Below are 14526 nucleotides of genomic sequence, written 5' to 3' on the forward strand. Positions count from 1 at the left end.
TGGTGCGTTATATCGAAATATCTGATTTGACCTTTTATTATGATGATGAGCCTGTACTAGAAGATGTCTCTTATCATGTAGATGCGGGTGAATTTGTCATTTTAACTGGAGAAAATGGAGCAGCCAAGTCAACCTTGGTGAAAGCATCGTTAGGATTACTGAAACCTTCAAAAGGAATGATAAAGATTGCTGAGAAAAATCAAGAAGGAAAAAAATTAAGTATCGGCTATATTCCTCAACAAGTTGCATCTTTCAATGCAGGTTTTCCTAGTACGGTGATCGAATTAGTCCGTTCAGGAAGATATCCAAGAGGCCGCTGGTTCAAGCGTCTCTCTGAAAAAGATCATCAACATGTACAGCGTGCTTTAGAAGCTGTAGGGATGTGGGATATGCGAAATCGGCGAATAGGTGAATTGTCTGGCGGACAAAAGCAGCGAATCAGTTTAGCGCGTATTTTTGCTACTGACCCTGACTTATTTGTTCTTGATGAACCAACAACAGGAATGGATGAAGAATCCAGAAATGAATTTTATCGTCTTCTCCGACATAGTGCGCATGTCCATGGGAAATCAGTTCTAATGATCACTCATGATCATGAAGATATCAAACAGTATGCGGACAGACAGATCCGACTGGTGAGAAAGGAGGATTCTCAATGGCGTTGCTTTCATATGAATTCATGAGAAGAGCTTTTCTTGCGGCTATCTTCATAGCGGGGATCGCCCCGATGCTAGGTGTGTTTTTAGTGATCAGAAGACAATCGCTGATGGCTGATACACTTTCTCATGTCTCTTTAGCAGGGGTAGCGTTAGGATTCTTTTTGAACCTTAATCCTACACTTACGACCATGCTAGTCGTTGTATTAGCAGCTGTGATATTAGAGTATCTGCGAACGATCTACCGAACCTATTCAGAAATCTCCATTGCCATTTTAATGGCTGGTGGTTTGGCGCTAGCATTAGTATTGATGAATTTGAGCGGAGGGAATTCAGCAACAAGTATCCAATCTTATCTGTTTGGTTCGATCGTGACCATTACATGGGAGCAAGTCATCTTTTTAGGAATCTTATTCGTTGCCATCGGTATATTGTTCTTTTTATTCAAACGGCCGATGTATGTTCTGACTTTTGATGAAGATACTGCCCACGTGGATGGGCTACCCGTTCATTTGATGTCGATGATGTTCAATGTGATTACTGGTGTGGCTATTGCTGTGATGATCCCGATTGCCGGTGCACTTTTGATATCCGCAATCATGGTTCTTCCCGCAGCAATCGGTATGCGATTAGGCAAAAGTTTCAATGTCGTGATTGCTATCAGTGTTTGTGTCGGGTTTCTAGGAATGCTGTCAGGACTAACTAGCTCGTTTTATCTAGATACACCTCCAGGAGCAACAATCACATTAGTCTTTATTGCTTTGTTCCTGATTGTCAATATCATCAAACGAATATTGGTTGCCTTCAGAAGAAAAAATAACTAAATTATAAAGAAAAGAAGCCTGATAAAAACGAAAAATTTTTTATAGGCTTCTTTTTATTTTAATAAATACCGAACTATTTTCTTATTTTTTCATAAAATGCTCGAATTTTTGAAGAAAAACTTATATAATGTAAAACGATAAAATTTCTTAAAAGGAGTTGGAATAGGTGAAAGTACGTCGCAGTGAACGTCTGGTTGACATGACACAGTATTTATTGAATCACCCGCATGAATTGATTTCCTTAACAAGCTTTGCCGAACGTTATGAATCTGCTAAATCTTCCATCAGTGAAGATTTGGGAATCATCAAGAAAACATTTAAAGAACGAGGGTATGGGACCTTGGAAACAATCCCAGGTGCTGCAGGTGGTGTATTGTTCATCCCTGAAATTTCATATGAAGAGGCGAAAAAATATATTGAATCTCTAGCAGAACGTCTATCAGAACAAGATCGTCTGCTTCCAGGAGGATATGTTTATCTCTCTGATTTGTTAGGAGAACCTGAACTGCTGCGTCAAGTTGGAAGAATCATTGCTTCTAAATACCTTGGTGAAAAAATCGATGCTGTAATGACTGTAGCCACAAAAGGCGTACCTATTGCCCAAGCTGTGTCCTATTATCTGAATGCACCATTCGTTATTGTACGCCGAGACTCAAAAATAACAGAAGGGTCAACAGTAAGTGTCAACTATGTGTCCGGTTCTTCTGAAAGAATTGAAAAAATGGAATTGTCTAAGAGAAGCTTGAAACGTGGTTCACGTGTCCTTGTAGTGGATGATTTCATGAAAGGCGGCGGAACAGTCAACGGAATGAAGAGCTTGATCGAAGAATTCGAATCAGAACTTGTTGGCATCACTGTATTTGCCGAATCGAAATTCAACGGACATCGCGCTATCGATGATTATACGTCACTGCTTTATGTCAAAGATGTAGATACTCAAACGAAAAACATCACGGTTGTGCCGGGAAATTATTTTTCAGAATAAGAGGTTGTGAAAAAGCCGCTTAGTTTCGAGTAGTAAGAAAAATTTTGTGAAAAGGGCTTTCCACATTTTTTCATAAATTTGGCTTAATACCGAGAAACTGGCTTTTGAACACCGTTTATCGAGAGGTTGTGAAATCAGCGTCCTGACCTGAGTATAAGAGAAACAAAACGAAAAAATAGCTCCTCCTATTTTTTGTTTGGTTGAGCTTATTACCGCAGATATAAGCCTACCGTTTAACTCTAAGTCACAAGGAGCAATTTCAAAAAACAGCTTTTCTTGTTTTATGAGTAGTGTGACTTGTGACCGAGGAGCTGGCAGGAGAGCACCGGTTACCCAATAGATAGGCCCTTTATGGTCTATCTATTTTTTTATCCAAAGAACACCGTGATGAAAGAAAATCACTTGTTTTGTTGAAAAAATGGGTATACTGGGATAAACTGAAATCAGCAAACTATATTTAGGAGTGACGCAGTTGGACGCACGTTATGCAATTATTTTGGCGGCAGGTAAAGGTACCCGCATGAAGTCAAAATTATATAAAGTTTTACATCCCGTCTCTGGTAAACCTATGGTAGAACATATCATCAATCGGGTCAGTGAAACGAAACCAGATGAAGTGATTACCATCGTTGGACACGGAGCAGAACAAGTCAAAGCACAACTAGGAGAGCGCAGTAAATATGCGTTACAGGCGGAGCAATTGGGAACAGGACATGCTGTTTTGCAAGCCGCTTCTTTCTTGGAAGGAAAAAAAGGAACGACGTTAGTTATCAGTGGCGATACACCGTTATTGACTACTGAAACGCTGAACAATCTTTTTGAATATCACCAAGGAAAAAATGCAAGTGCGACAATCTTGACGGCACAAGCAGAAAACCCAACAGGATATGGTCGGATCATTCGTGATCATATTGGGATCGTAGAAAAAATCGTGGAACAAAAAGACGCAACACCAGAAGAAGCACTTGTACAAGAAATCAATACAGGAACATACTGTTTTGACAACGAAGCTTTGTTCGATGCGTTAAGCAAAGTCGGAACAAACAATGCTCAAGGTGAATACTATCTGACCGATATCATCGAAATCTTAAAAGAAGAAGGCAATACAGTTGCTGCTTATCAAACAGATGATTTCGAAGAATCAATGGGAGTCAATGATCGAATCGCGTTAGCTAAAGCAAATGAGATCATGAGAAAGCGGATCAACCAGATGCATATGGTCAATGGCGTAAGCTTTGTCGATTCAGCAACGACATACATCGATGCAGGCGTAGAGATTGGTCCAGACACATTGATCGAAGCAGGTGTACAAATCCAAGGCAATACAGTCATCGGTTCTGATTGTGTCATCGGGGCACATTCAAAAATCGTAGACAGTAGGATTGAGGATCACGTCGTCATTGAAAACTCAGTCATTGAAAGCAGCCATGTCAAGAAACATGCAGATGTGGGACCTTATGCACATTTACGACCAAAAGCTGAAATTGGCGAAAACGTCCATATCGGAAACTTTGTGGAAGTGAAAAATGCTCAAATCGGCAAAGGAACGAAAGTCGGTCACTTGACTTATGTTGGTGATGCTACGTTGGGAGAAGAGATCAATGTCGGATGTGGTGTTGTCTTCGTCAACTATGATGGAAAGAACAAACATCATACGACTGTCGGTGACCACAGCTTTATTGGTTCTAGCACGAATATCATCGGACCTGTCGAGGTAGCTAAAAACAGTTCGATTGCTGCCGGGTCAACAATTACAGACAATATTCCAGAATATGCGTTGGCAATTGCGAGAGCAAGACAAGTCAATAAAGAAGGATATGCAAAAAAACTCCCTTATCTAAACTAAGACTTTTGCAAAATCACTTGATTTATTTAAAAAATATGACTACTATTTATTAGGTAGAATTCTAGAGTTGTGAAAAAGAAAGTGGAGGTCCCCATGTCAAAACATTACTTTGACCCAAGATTAAAAATTTTTGCGTTAAATTCCAATCGCCCATTAGCAGAGAAAATTGCAGCAGCAGTCGGTGTCGAGTTAGGAAAATCATCTGTTACTCAATTTAGTGATGGAGAAATTCAAGTAAACATTGAAGAAAGTATTCGTGGATCGCATGTCTATGTGATCCAATCAACGAGCAGCCCAGTCAATGATAACTTGATGGAGTTGCTGATTATGATTGATGCACTGAAACGAGCAAGTGCGAAAACAATCAACGTAGTCATGCCTTATTATGGTTATGCGCGTCAAGATCGTAAAGCACGTGCACGGGAACCAATCACAGCGAAATTAGTAGCAAACATGATCCAAAAAGCCGGTGCAACACGAATGCTGACTTTGGACCTTCATGCAGTCCAAATCCAAGGTTTCTTTGATATTCCAGTCGATCATTTGATGGGTGCACCACTTATTGCTAATTATTTCTTGGAAAAAGGAATCAAAGGTGATGATGTTGTCGTTGTTTCACCAGACCACGGTGGCGTTACACGAGCACGTAAATTAGCGGAATTCTTGAAATCTCCGATTGCGATCATCGACAAACGCCGTCCAAAAGCAAATGTTGCAGAAGTAATGAACATCATTGGACAAGTCAAAGGTAAAACTTGTGTACTGATCGACGATATGATCGATACAGCAGGTACGATCACGTTGGCTGCCAATGCTTTGAAAGAAGCTGGTGCAACAAGTGTGTATGCTTCATGTACCCATCCAGTATTATCTGGTCCTGCTTTACAAAGAATAGAAGATTCAGCTATCGAGCGACTAGTTGTCACAGACTCGATCTATCTTCCAGAAGATCGTAAAATCGATAAAATCGATGAAGTAAGTGTTGGCGGATTAATGGGAGATGCAATCAAACGTATCCATGAAAACAAACCAGTTAGTCCATTATTTGAAACAAAAAATAAATAATAAATAAACTCACAAAGGGGAGTCCAATTGGGCTGAGATTGAATCTATTTCTAAACCCTTCGTACCTGTTTCGGTTATGCGAGCGTAGGAATTGTGAAAAAACAGCTATTTGAAATTTTTCGAAAGCTGCTTCCTCCTTTGTGACTTTTTTATTCAAAGGAGGAAGTTTTTTTATGGGAAAAAATAGAGTTTGGGTAGAAGGAACGATTGTTGCAGCGTTAGCGATGGTGCTGTCATTGATACCAATCCAGATTGGCAGCAGTTTTTCTATTTCATTGGGGCAGATTCCGTTGACGCTTTTTGCATTAAGAAGAGGGACAAAGGCAGGTATGCTAGCAGGTTTCATTTGGGGGATCTTACACTTTCCGTTGGGACAAGTTTATTATTTAAGTGTCGTTCAAGTGTTGATTGAGTATCCGATTGCTTATACTTTTGCAGGTGCAGCAGGGCTCATGGCTTCAAATGTCCAAAAAAGCTATGCAGATGGAAATACGAAACAAATCAGAAAAAACATAGTGTTTGGTGCATTGATTGGCGCACTTTCCAGATATTTTTGGCATTTTATTGCGGGAGTTGTTTTCTGGGGAGCCTATGCACTATGGGGAATGAATCCTTGGCTCTTTTCTTTCGTAATGAATGGTGCTAGCGGGTTGAGCACAGCGATTGTGACGATGATCGTTTTATTAGGGATCCAACAAACGATTCCATCACTTTTTGTGCCAGATAAACGACAGAATCTTTAAATAAAAAGGAAACAAAAAACTTGAGACAGAATCATGTCCTAGTTTCTTGTTTCCTTTTTGTTTTTCGGCAAGAAATAGATTCACTTCAATGGCAGATAAGAAAGACCGGCATCTTCTACCAATTGCCAGCGCCGATCGTTGACAGAGTAGATTAAAGTAGCGACGACTTCTTCTTCCCGATACCGAGTACCTTTCAATTTCCAAATATAGTCCTCAATCACATAAATAGGAATACGGTATTCGTCATCGATCAAACCAACTTGATCAAAAGAAAAAATGATCCCTTCCTGCATTAAATTACGCATTTCTTTCAATAATTCCACACTGATTTTTTCAACAGGTGTTTCCTTTTTGAAAAAGGATTTTTTTACATTGATCTTATCTGACAGGATAGAACTTAATTTACTAGCAAAAATCCTGTAAAATTCATCTAAATAGCGATAATAAATTCGGTTCAATTGATCGTTCAGGTCGAAGTACACGAAATTATTTTGTAGCTTATAAAAAAATGGTGAGTGGAGATGTGTTTTCATATGGCCAAAATATAACAATTCTGAAATTTCTAAAGGTGTCAATTCTTTCAGCATCGTTAAATCAGTAAAGTCAATCCACTTCAATTCATCGAATCCACGCCTGTTTCGAGAAGAGGAAAAGAAACGCTGGATATTTTCTGTACCACGGATTACTTTCAGCCCTGTATGAGATTCGTATTCTCCAGCAGAAGCAGATGGATCGAGTAAGAGCAAGTTTTGAGGAAAATGCACGATACTGTTTGCAAAATCAGTAGCAGTCAGTCCTTTTGTTAAAACAGCATTACTTGTGGTATCAATATGTACATAAACTGACTCAGTCATCATGTTCCTCCTCTTATTTCCTCTTAATCTCTTTTATTTTACAACATTTGCATAAAAAAAGCTTGTTTCTTTTATTTTAAAATTCCATTACAAAATCACGTTTTCATTGAAAATACTCTCATTTTCAATTAATTTTTGTATTTTTTATTTAAAGGAGGTTTTATGAATTGTTTTCTTATGGAATATCCAAAGTCGAATACGATACTCATGACCTTTTTTCGACGTACTGGTATACTTGAAGAAAAAGGAGAAAGCGATGGAGATAAAAAAAGTTTACTTTTCACAGAAAATGTCGCTGTATTCGCGTATCAACCAAGCAAAACAACCTCTTCCGTTTTTTCAAAGCCATCAAGAAAGTAGAGAAGCATTTTGGCGTTCTGCAAAAAAGCAATGTGCCTTTGAAGCAGTATCAAAAAAATATACCATCTATTTTGCTATTGATAAAAGTAGAGAAGATGTTATTTTTAACAACTTGCTGATCGAAGGCGAAACTTTTAAATGGCAAAAACTTTTTCAGCATATGGAAGCTTGTGCTCGTTTTTTTATTAAAGAAAACTGTTGTTTTTTATTTCAATCTCCTCTATCAGAAGAATGGTTGCGTATTTTTCATAAAAACGGCTATCAAGGAACCATGAAACTAAATAAAAAGCTGGTCTATCACACAGCACTTGTATTAGGAGGAGGGGGAGCACACGGTGCCTATCAGATTGGTGTATGGCAGGCGCTGAAGGAACATAACATCCGCTTTGAAATCATTACTGGGACCTCGGTAGGTGCGCTGAACGGCGCATTGATTTTACAAGGAGACATGGAAAAAGCTGTGGGTTTATGGAAAAAGCTATCAACAAGACAAGTGCTTGCGTTGCCAGAAATGGCTGCCGTTGAAGACTTGCGTGAACGTTTCTATCAAGAAAGACGCCAAATGACGAAAACGGCACTAGTTGAAGGTGGGGTTTCGTCTGCGCCATTGGAAAAGCTGGTCAAGGAAAATTTAGATTTGTCTTTGCTCAAATACAATTCCAAAATACGTTTATACACGGTGTCTACTAAATTGCCGGAACTAGCGGAAGTAGTGACTGCTATCCAACAGACAGAAACAGAAGAAATACCAGATTGGATACTTGCCTCTGCTTCATTTTATCCTGCTATGGCTTACCGAAAGATCGGAAAAAATAAATACGCAGACGGTGGATTTCGTAACAAAATCCCTATTGACATCGCGATTAACGAAGGCGCAACAGAGGCGTTTGTCGTGGATGTGCAAGGACCAGGGCCAGTGAAAAGAATCCGTGTGCCAGATACGTTTATCCATTGGAGATGTCAAACATTGTGGACGCTTGGCAGCTTTCTGCTTTTTGATAGCCAAAGAAACCAATTAAATTTACAATTAGGCTATCTGGAAATGAAAAAACGATTAGGCTGTTATTACGGGAATTGGTATACATTTGATTCTGTCAAACAAGCAGGAACATGCTGGCGTGGATTTTTATCTTACTTAATAAAAGAACTTCAGTTAGAGCTATCTTTTTTCAAAACCATAAAATTTTGGCAAAAACTGCGTAATGTATATAAGAACAGGGTCGAACCAGAAACAGGCGGACTGGCGATGCTGGAACTTTTAGCAAAAAAACATTTTTTATTGCCAAACAAAGTCTATGAGGTAGATTGGATGTTTCAAATGATCTGCCAACAAGATAGAAAAAGTATGCCAGACGATTTATTGGCACAAGTTGGTCAATTAAGTACAGAAGAATGGCGGAGGTATAGAAAATATCAGCAGAAAATACAAAATGAACGCACGAAAGCCGTTTATTTTGAAAAACTGCTGCAAGAAAAATGTAAGAATCGTTTGCAGCGTGAACTGCTTGAACAGCCAGTTGACACATTACTGATCCTATATTTATATTATCTCAAGGAGGAACAACCATGGCACAAGAATTTTCATATGAAATCGTAGAAGAAATCGCTGTTTTATCAGAAAACAACAAAGGATGGCGTAAAGAGCTGAACTTAGTCAGCTGGAATGGTCGTCCGCCGAAATTCGATCTTCGAGATTGGGCACCCGACCATGAAAAGATGGGGAAAGGGCTGACACTGACGAACGAAGAGTTTGAACAACTGCAAAAAGCAATAGAAAATATGTAATGAGGAAGGACCCTGTCGAATGAAAAGTATGACTGGTTTTGGCAAGGCCATCCGCGAAACAAAAGCATATCAGCTAGATATCGAAATAAAAAGTGTCAATCAGCGTTTTCTAGATGTCCAAATACGAAGTCCTAAAATCCTGAATTTTATTGAAAACGATTTTCGGCAGCTTATCAAACAGCAGTTAAGCCGCGGACGGATCGAGGTATTTGTGAATCTAGCTTATATTGGCAAAAACGAAAAGCAGATCGTCATCAATTGGGAATTGATTGATTCACTTATCACCCAATTGACAGACGGGATTCAACAACGATACGGGAGTCAAAATCAAGTGTCAATTCGTCGGCTGGCGGAACGCTTCGCGCTGGATGAAAACTTCGTAACGGTAGAAGAAAAACCGGAAGAGAGCATGGAAGAATTGGCACAGTTAGCTCTAGATACATTGAAAAGTGCACTTGATTCTATTGAAGCCAGTCGAGAAAAAGAAGGACAAGCCTTAGCTTCGGTGCTGAAAAAGAACACGGAAGAATTCAAACAAGTACTAAAAAAACTCAATAGTTTTGTAGACGTCTATGAACAGGAGTTTCAATTAAGGTATCAAAAAAAGCTGGAGGAATTTCTTGGAGCGAAAGTGGATGAGCAACGGTTGCTGACGGAGTTGGCTATCTTGCTGGAACGTGGAGATATCCACGAGGAACTGGATCGTTTGGCAATCCATGTCCAAAAACTAGATGAACTTATCGAGGCCCAATGTCCTGTAGGTCGGGAATTAGATTTTCTGATCCAGGAAATGAATCGGGAAATCAACACGATCGGTTCCAAATCAAACGCAATCGAAATTAAAAATCAAGTCGTCCAATCCAAGACGATCTTAGAAAAAATCAGAGAACAGGTCCAAAATATTGAATGACGAAAGAGGTTGAGACAATGAAATACTATGACGTAACGTTCCACGAATTAAGTGGAAAAACTGTTGTTAAACGGGATATCCCTTCTGAAAAAAACGGCTTTGACGTATGGAAAGATGCCTGTGCAGACTATAATGAGAACGAACTGTTTATTTTGATCAACGACGGTGCTTACGTGACGATGAATCGGAAATTTATTGTTCGAATCGACACAGAAGAGGTAGAAGATCCGACAGAAAAAGCACGTTCTCGAAAAGATGAGATCATGGGTGTAGTGAATACTTTGTCCAATATGGGCTTTTAGCAAGGATGCTGAACAAAGAAATACAATAAATAATCAGAATTGAATTTCTTCGCTTAGCTTATTTGCTCTAGGAATACATTTAAAGGTTGTGACAAAATTCGAGTCACAACCTTTTTTTATTTTGAATAAGTGATGTTCAAAAACCATTTTCTCGGTATGGAGCCAAATTTATGCAAAAATATGAGAAGCCATTTTTGTTTGGCTGTTCTTATTACTTGATGCAGGACAGCTTTTTCACGACCTCTCATACACGGCGTTCAAAAGCTTGCATCTGCGGTAATAAGCCCAACCAAACGAAAAGCATGACAAGCTGTTTATGTTTGGTCGTTCTTATTACTTGATGCAGGGCAGCTTTTTCACGACCTCTCATACACGGCGTTCAAAAGCTTGCATCTACGGTAATAAGCCCAACCAAACGAAAAACATGAGAAGCTGTTTATGTTTGGTCGTTCTTATTACTTGATGCAGGACAGCTTTTTCACGACCTCTTGGTACAGGGTAGCTTTTTTACCAATTTCTAGCTATAATTAAAGATAACCTTGAAAGTTGCAGAAAAAAAGTGCAAAATAAACGATAAGTACAAAAAGACTAGTTGAAAGGACGTCGTCATGTCAGAGCGTGGATTATTAATCGTGTTGTCTGGTCCATCCGGTGTAGGAAAAGGCACAGTACGAAAAGCAATTTTTGAGAGTGAGGATAATGATTTTCAGTATTCAATCTCAATGACTACCCGTAAAATGCGTGAAGGGGAGGTCGAAGGCATTGATTATTTCTTCCGAAGCAAAGAGGAGTTTGAATCAATGATCGAAGCTGGAGAGATGCTGGAATACGCAGAATATGTCGGGAATTATTATGGAACGCCTTTGTCATATGTCAACAAGACATTGGATGAAGGAAAAGATGTTTTCTTGGAGATTGAAGTCCAAGGAGCAAAACAAGTCAAAGAAAAAGTGCCCGATGGTGTATTCATTTTTTTGACTCCGCCAGATTTAGCGGAATTAAAATCACGAATCGTAGGCCGAGGAACAGATGCAGACGAAGTAATCGAAGAACGAATGAAAGTTGCAAAAGAAGAAATCGAAATGATGGCTCTTTACGACTATGCTGTTGTAAATGATGAAGTGCCGCTAGCAGTTGAACGAATCAAACACATTATTGCCAGTGAACATTTTCGAGTAGATCGCGTAATCGGTAAATATATTAAAATGTTAAAGGAGATGTAGTCTTATGATGTTAAAACCTTCAATTGACTCACTATTAGATCGTGTAAATTCAAAATATTCTCTAGTAATTTTAGCAAGCAAACGCGCACATGAGTTGGATGCAAGTGCACAACCTACACTAGATTCTTTTGATTCAGTAAAAAGCGTTGGTCAAGCTTTAGAAGAAATCGATGCAGGGAATGTAGTCAATGATCCTCATCCTGAATTAAAACGTGAACGTTTGAAGATGGAAGAAGAGGAACGTCAAGCTCAAAAAGAGCGTGAACAACATGAATTGGAATCACGTATCCGCGAAGAGCAAAAAATGTAATAAAGAAAAGTAGAGCGAACATCTAAAAAGAAAAGCAAACCCAGCTGTTTCCTTTTCAAACATTCGCCACTTATTGTCTGGTAGAAAAGGCTGTGTCTGAACTTTTTGACACAGTTCTTTTTTTTCTTATCTGCTGTTAATTTTTTGTTAGGATTTGGCAGAAAATAAGACAAATCCAGCGATCTCTAGTAAAATAGGCAAGGAACTTTTTGTCGCTTGATATGAAAAGACAAAAAAAGGAGGAAACGAACCATGACATTAACAGCTGAAGTCATTGTGGACGTACCTACTATGCAGACCGATCAGCCATTCACCTATCTGGTTCCCTCTGAAATGGAAACAGCTTTGCAAGTCGGGATGCGGGTAGAGGTCCCTTTTGGTAATGGCAATCGTCATGTCCAAGGATTTGTTATGGCTATCCAAAAATCAGAAGAATCAGCTAACCCATCGTTGAAGGCAGTGATCCGTTTGCTGGACCTTGCTCCGGTGGTCAATGAAGAATTACTTTCATTAGCTGATTACATGAAAAAAATCACTTATGCATTCAAAATCACTTGTCTACAAACGATGCTTCCGAGTGTGATGAAAGCAGAATATGATAAATTGATCTATCCTTTGGCAGATACACCAGAAATTCAGGCATTGTTTGGTCAACGGGAAGTGATTTCCTGGAAAGAAGCAGAAGAAGAAGGCAGCCTTTCTCAATTGATTCGTTGGCGCCAAGAGCAATTAGTAGATATCAAATACGAAGTCCATACACGAAATAAAGTAAAAACAATTCGTTTGGTCCGTTCCCTATTAACTGAAAAGCAAATCGAAGAAGAATGGGCAAAATTACGGCAAAATGCCAAGAAACAAAAAGAGCTTCTTTTGTGTTTATCTGAACTGAGCCAAGAAGAACCAATCGCTTATTTCAAAGATAAAGAAATCAGTACTGCTGTCTTGAATCAAGGAAAAGAAAAGGGCTGGCTGGAGTTTGTAGAATCAGAACGTTATCGCGACCCTTATCAAGACCGAGTATTTGACCAAACGACGGCATTGGAACTGAATACAGAACAAAAAAATGCTGTCGAACAAATCATCACAGCAGGTCAGCAACAAAAAGATCAGGTCTTTTTGCTAGAGGGAATCACCGGTAGTGGAAAAACAGAAGTATATCTTCAATCAATCGCTGATGTTTTGTCAGAAAATAAAACGGCTATAATGTTAGTGCCTGAAATCGCATTGACTCCGCAAATGGTCGAGCGATTCAAAGGACGCTTCGGTGAATCTGTTGCGGTCTTACATAGCGGACTTTCCCAAGGTGAAAAATATGATGAATGGCGCAAGATCGAGCGTGAAGAAGCACAAGTAGTAGTAGGCGCACGCTCTGCTATTTTTGCTCCGCTGAAAAATATAGGATTGATCATTATCGATGAAGAACATGAATCAAGTTATAAACAAGATGAGACGCCGCGTTATCATGCGAGAGATTTAGCTATTTGGCGCAGTAAGTACCATCATTGCCCAATAGTCCTTGGAAGTGCGACGCCCTCTTTGGAATCAAGAGCACGAGCTCAAAAAGGCGTTTATCAGTTATTGCAATTGAATCACCGAGCCAAAGTAGCTGCACAACTTCCAGCTATTGAGATCGTAGACATGCGTGAAGAGTTTCAGAATCATCGGACCTCTACTTTTTCTGCTAATTTGCAGGAAAAGATACAAGATCGGTTAGACAAAAAAGAACAAACTGTCCTACTGCTCAATCGTCGAGGATATTCGTCTTTTGTGATGTGCAGAGACTGCGGATTTGTTCTCCCATGCCCTAATTGCGATATCTCTCTTACCTTGCATATGGATACACGTTCGATGCGCTGTCATTATTGCGGACACGAAGAACCTATTCCTAATCGCTGTCCCAATTGTAGGGGCAACAAAATCCGTTACTATGGGACAGGCACCCAAAAAGTAGAAGAGGAACTCCGAGAACTTTATCCGCAAGCTAGGATTTTGCGTATGGATGTAGATACCACCCGAAGAAAAGGGGCACACGAACAGATTTTACAAAAATTCGGTGCAAAAGAAGCAGATATTTTATTAGGGACACAAATGATCGCTAAAGGCTTGGATTTTCCAGAAGTCACATTAGTTGGCGTGTTGAATGCCGATACCTCCCTGAATTTACCGGATTTTCGTTCTAGCGAGCATACATTCCAATTGCTGACCCAAGTTTCAGGACGAGCAGGACGAGCGGAAAAACCAGGCGAAGTCGTGATCCAAACGTTCAATCCTCAGCATTACGCCATAGAATTGGCTAAAAAACAAAACTATGAACAGTTTTATCAGCAGGAAATGCATGTACGGCATCGAGGAGGCTACCCTCCTTATTACTTTACTGTGAAAATAACTGCCAGCCATCCTGAAGAACAAGTGGCGGCAAAGAAAATCTTTCAGATTGCCAATCAACTAAAAGAAGTATTAAGTCCTCAAAGTTTGTTACTAGGACCAACACCCAGCATGATTTTGAGAGTGAAAAATCGATACTATTATCAACTGATCATCAAATATAAACATGAACCGAATCTGCCCCATGTTTTGGATGAAATCTTGAATGGAAGCCAGAAAGAACAGCGGCAAGGTCTTTTTGTGGCAATTGACAACGAACCATTAAACTTTATTTAAGA

Annotated in this window: 14 protein-coding genes and 1 riboswitch; of the genes, 13 read left to right on the forward strand and 1 reads right to left on the reverse strand. The window is 39.5% G+C overall.

Annotated features, from left to right (window positions below; genetic code table 11):
- The first annotated feature begins 2 nt into the window (after positions 1-2).
- The 6 genes from OZZ83_RS07870 to thiT all read left to right on the forward strand — a co-directional run bounded on the left by OZZ83_RS07870 (position 3) and on the right by thiT (position 6119).
- Positions 3-683, forward strand: coding sequence for a metal ABC transporter ATP-binding protein (locus OZZ83_RS07870; RefSeq protein ID WP_002287343.1), 681 nt, complete (start codon positions 3-5; stop codon positions 681-683).
- The gene (locus OZZ83_RS07875) at positions 656-1480 is read left to right on the forward strand and encodes a metal ABC transporter permease (protein ID WP_002287344.1); all 825 of its coding nucleotides are present in this window, start codon (positions 656-658) and stop codon (positions 1478-1480) included. Before OZZ83_RS07870 ends, OZZ83_RS07875 begins: the two co-directional genes overlap by 28 nt.
- Before the next feature lie 166 nt (positions 1481-1646).
- A complete protein-coding gene (gene purR, locus OZZ83_RS07880; RefSeq protein WP_002287345.1) occupies positions 1647-2465 on the forward strand; it encodes a pur operon repressor in 819 nt (272 codons plus the stop codon).
- A gap of 472 nt (positions 2466-2937) precedes the next feature.
- The gene (gene glmU, locus OZZ83_RS07885; RefSeq protein WP_002298200.1) at positions 2938-4311 is read left to right on the forward strand and encodes a bifunctional UDP-N-acetylglucosamine diphosphorylase/glucosamine-1-phosphate N-acetyltransferase GlmU; all 1374 of its coding nucleotides are present in this window, start codon (positions 2938-2940) and stop codon (positions 4309-4311) included.
- A 93-nt stretch (positions 4312-4404) separates the two neighbouring features.
- The gene (locus tag OZZ83_RS07890) at positions 4405-5376 is read left to right on the forward strand and encodes a ribose-phosphate diphosphokinase (protein WP_002287347.1); all 972 of its coding nucleotides are present in this window, start codon (positions 4405-4407) and stop codon (positions 5374-5376) included.
- A 5-nt stretch (positions 5377-5381) separates the two neighbouring features.
- Positions 5382-5484: riboswitch (TPP riboswitch) on the forward strand.
- Between the two features lie 65 nt (positions 5485-5549).
- Positions 5550-6119, forward strand: coding sequence for an energy-coupled thiamine transporter ThiT (gene thiT / locus OZZ83_RS07895; RefSeq protein WP_002293068.1), 570 nt, complete (start codon positions 5550-5552; stop codon positions 6117-6119).
- A gap of 80 nt (positions 6120-6199) precedes the next feature.
- Here thiT and OZZ83_RS07900 read toward each other — a convergent pair whose 3' ends face one another.
- A complete protein-coding gene (locus OZZ83_RS07900; protein WP_002293067.1) occupies positions 6200-6973 on the reverse strand; it encodes a hypothetical protein in 774 nt (257 codons plus the stop codon).
- Positions 6974-7229: 256 nt separating this feature from the next.
- Between OZZ83_RS07900 and OZZ83_RS07905 the strand changes: the two genes are divergently transcribed.
- From OZZ83_RS07905 to priA, 7 genes are all read left to right on the forward strand, one after another.
- The gene (locus OZZ83_RS07905) at positions 7230-8930 is read left to right on the forward strand and encodes a patatin-like phospholipase family protein (RefSeq protein WP_325066040.1); all 1701 of its coding nucleotides are present in this window, start codon (positions 7230-7232) and stop codon (positions 8928-8930) included.
- A complete protein-coding gene (locus OZZ83_RS07910; RefSeq protein ID WP_002293064.1) occupies positions 8900-9118 on the forward strand; it encodes a YdbC family protein in 219 nt (72 codons plus the stop codon). Before OZZ83_RS07905 ends, OZZ83_RS07910 begins: the two co-directional genes overlap by 31 nt.
- Before the next feature lie 19 nt (positions 9119-9137).
- Positions 9138-10028: a YicC/YloC family endoribonuclease gene (locus OZZ83_RS07915; protein WP_002293063.1), complete on the forward strand. Its 891-nt coding sequence runs from the start codon at positions 9138-9140 to the stop codon at positions 10026-10028.
- Between the two features lie 17 nt (positions 10029-10045).
- Entirely contained in the window at positions 10046-10330 is a 285-nt protein-coding gene (locus tag OZZ83_RS07920; protein WP_002287356.1) for a hypothetical protein, read from the forward strand.
- A gap of 608 nt (positions 10331-10938) precedes the next feature.
- Entirely contained in the window at positions 10939-11553 is a 615-nt protein-coding gene (gene gmk / locus OZZ83_RS07925; protein ID WP_002310431.1) for a guanylate kinase, read from the forward strand.
- A gap of 4 nt (positions 11554-11557) precedes the next feature.
- Entirely contained in the window at positions 11558-11863 is a 306-nt protein-coding gene (gene rpoZ, locus OZZ83_RS07930; protein WP_002287365.1) for a DNA-directed RNA polymerase subunit omega, read from the forward strand.
- A gap of 252 nt (positions 11864-12115) precedes the next feature.
- A complete protein-coding gene (priA, locus tag OZZ83_RS07935; protein WP_002310430.1) occupies positions 12116-14524 on the forward strand; it encodes a primosomal protein N' in 2409 nt (802 codons plus the stop codon).
- Positions 14525-14526 lie beyond the last annotated feature (2 nt).

The organism is Enterococcus sp. E5-162 (assembly GCF_035725965.1).
GTDB lineage: Bacteria > Bacillota > Bacilli > Lactobacillales > Enterococcaceae > Enterococcus_B > Enterococcus_B lactis.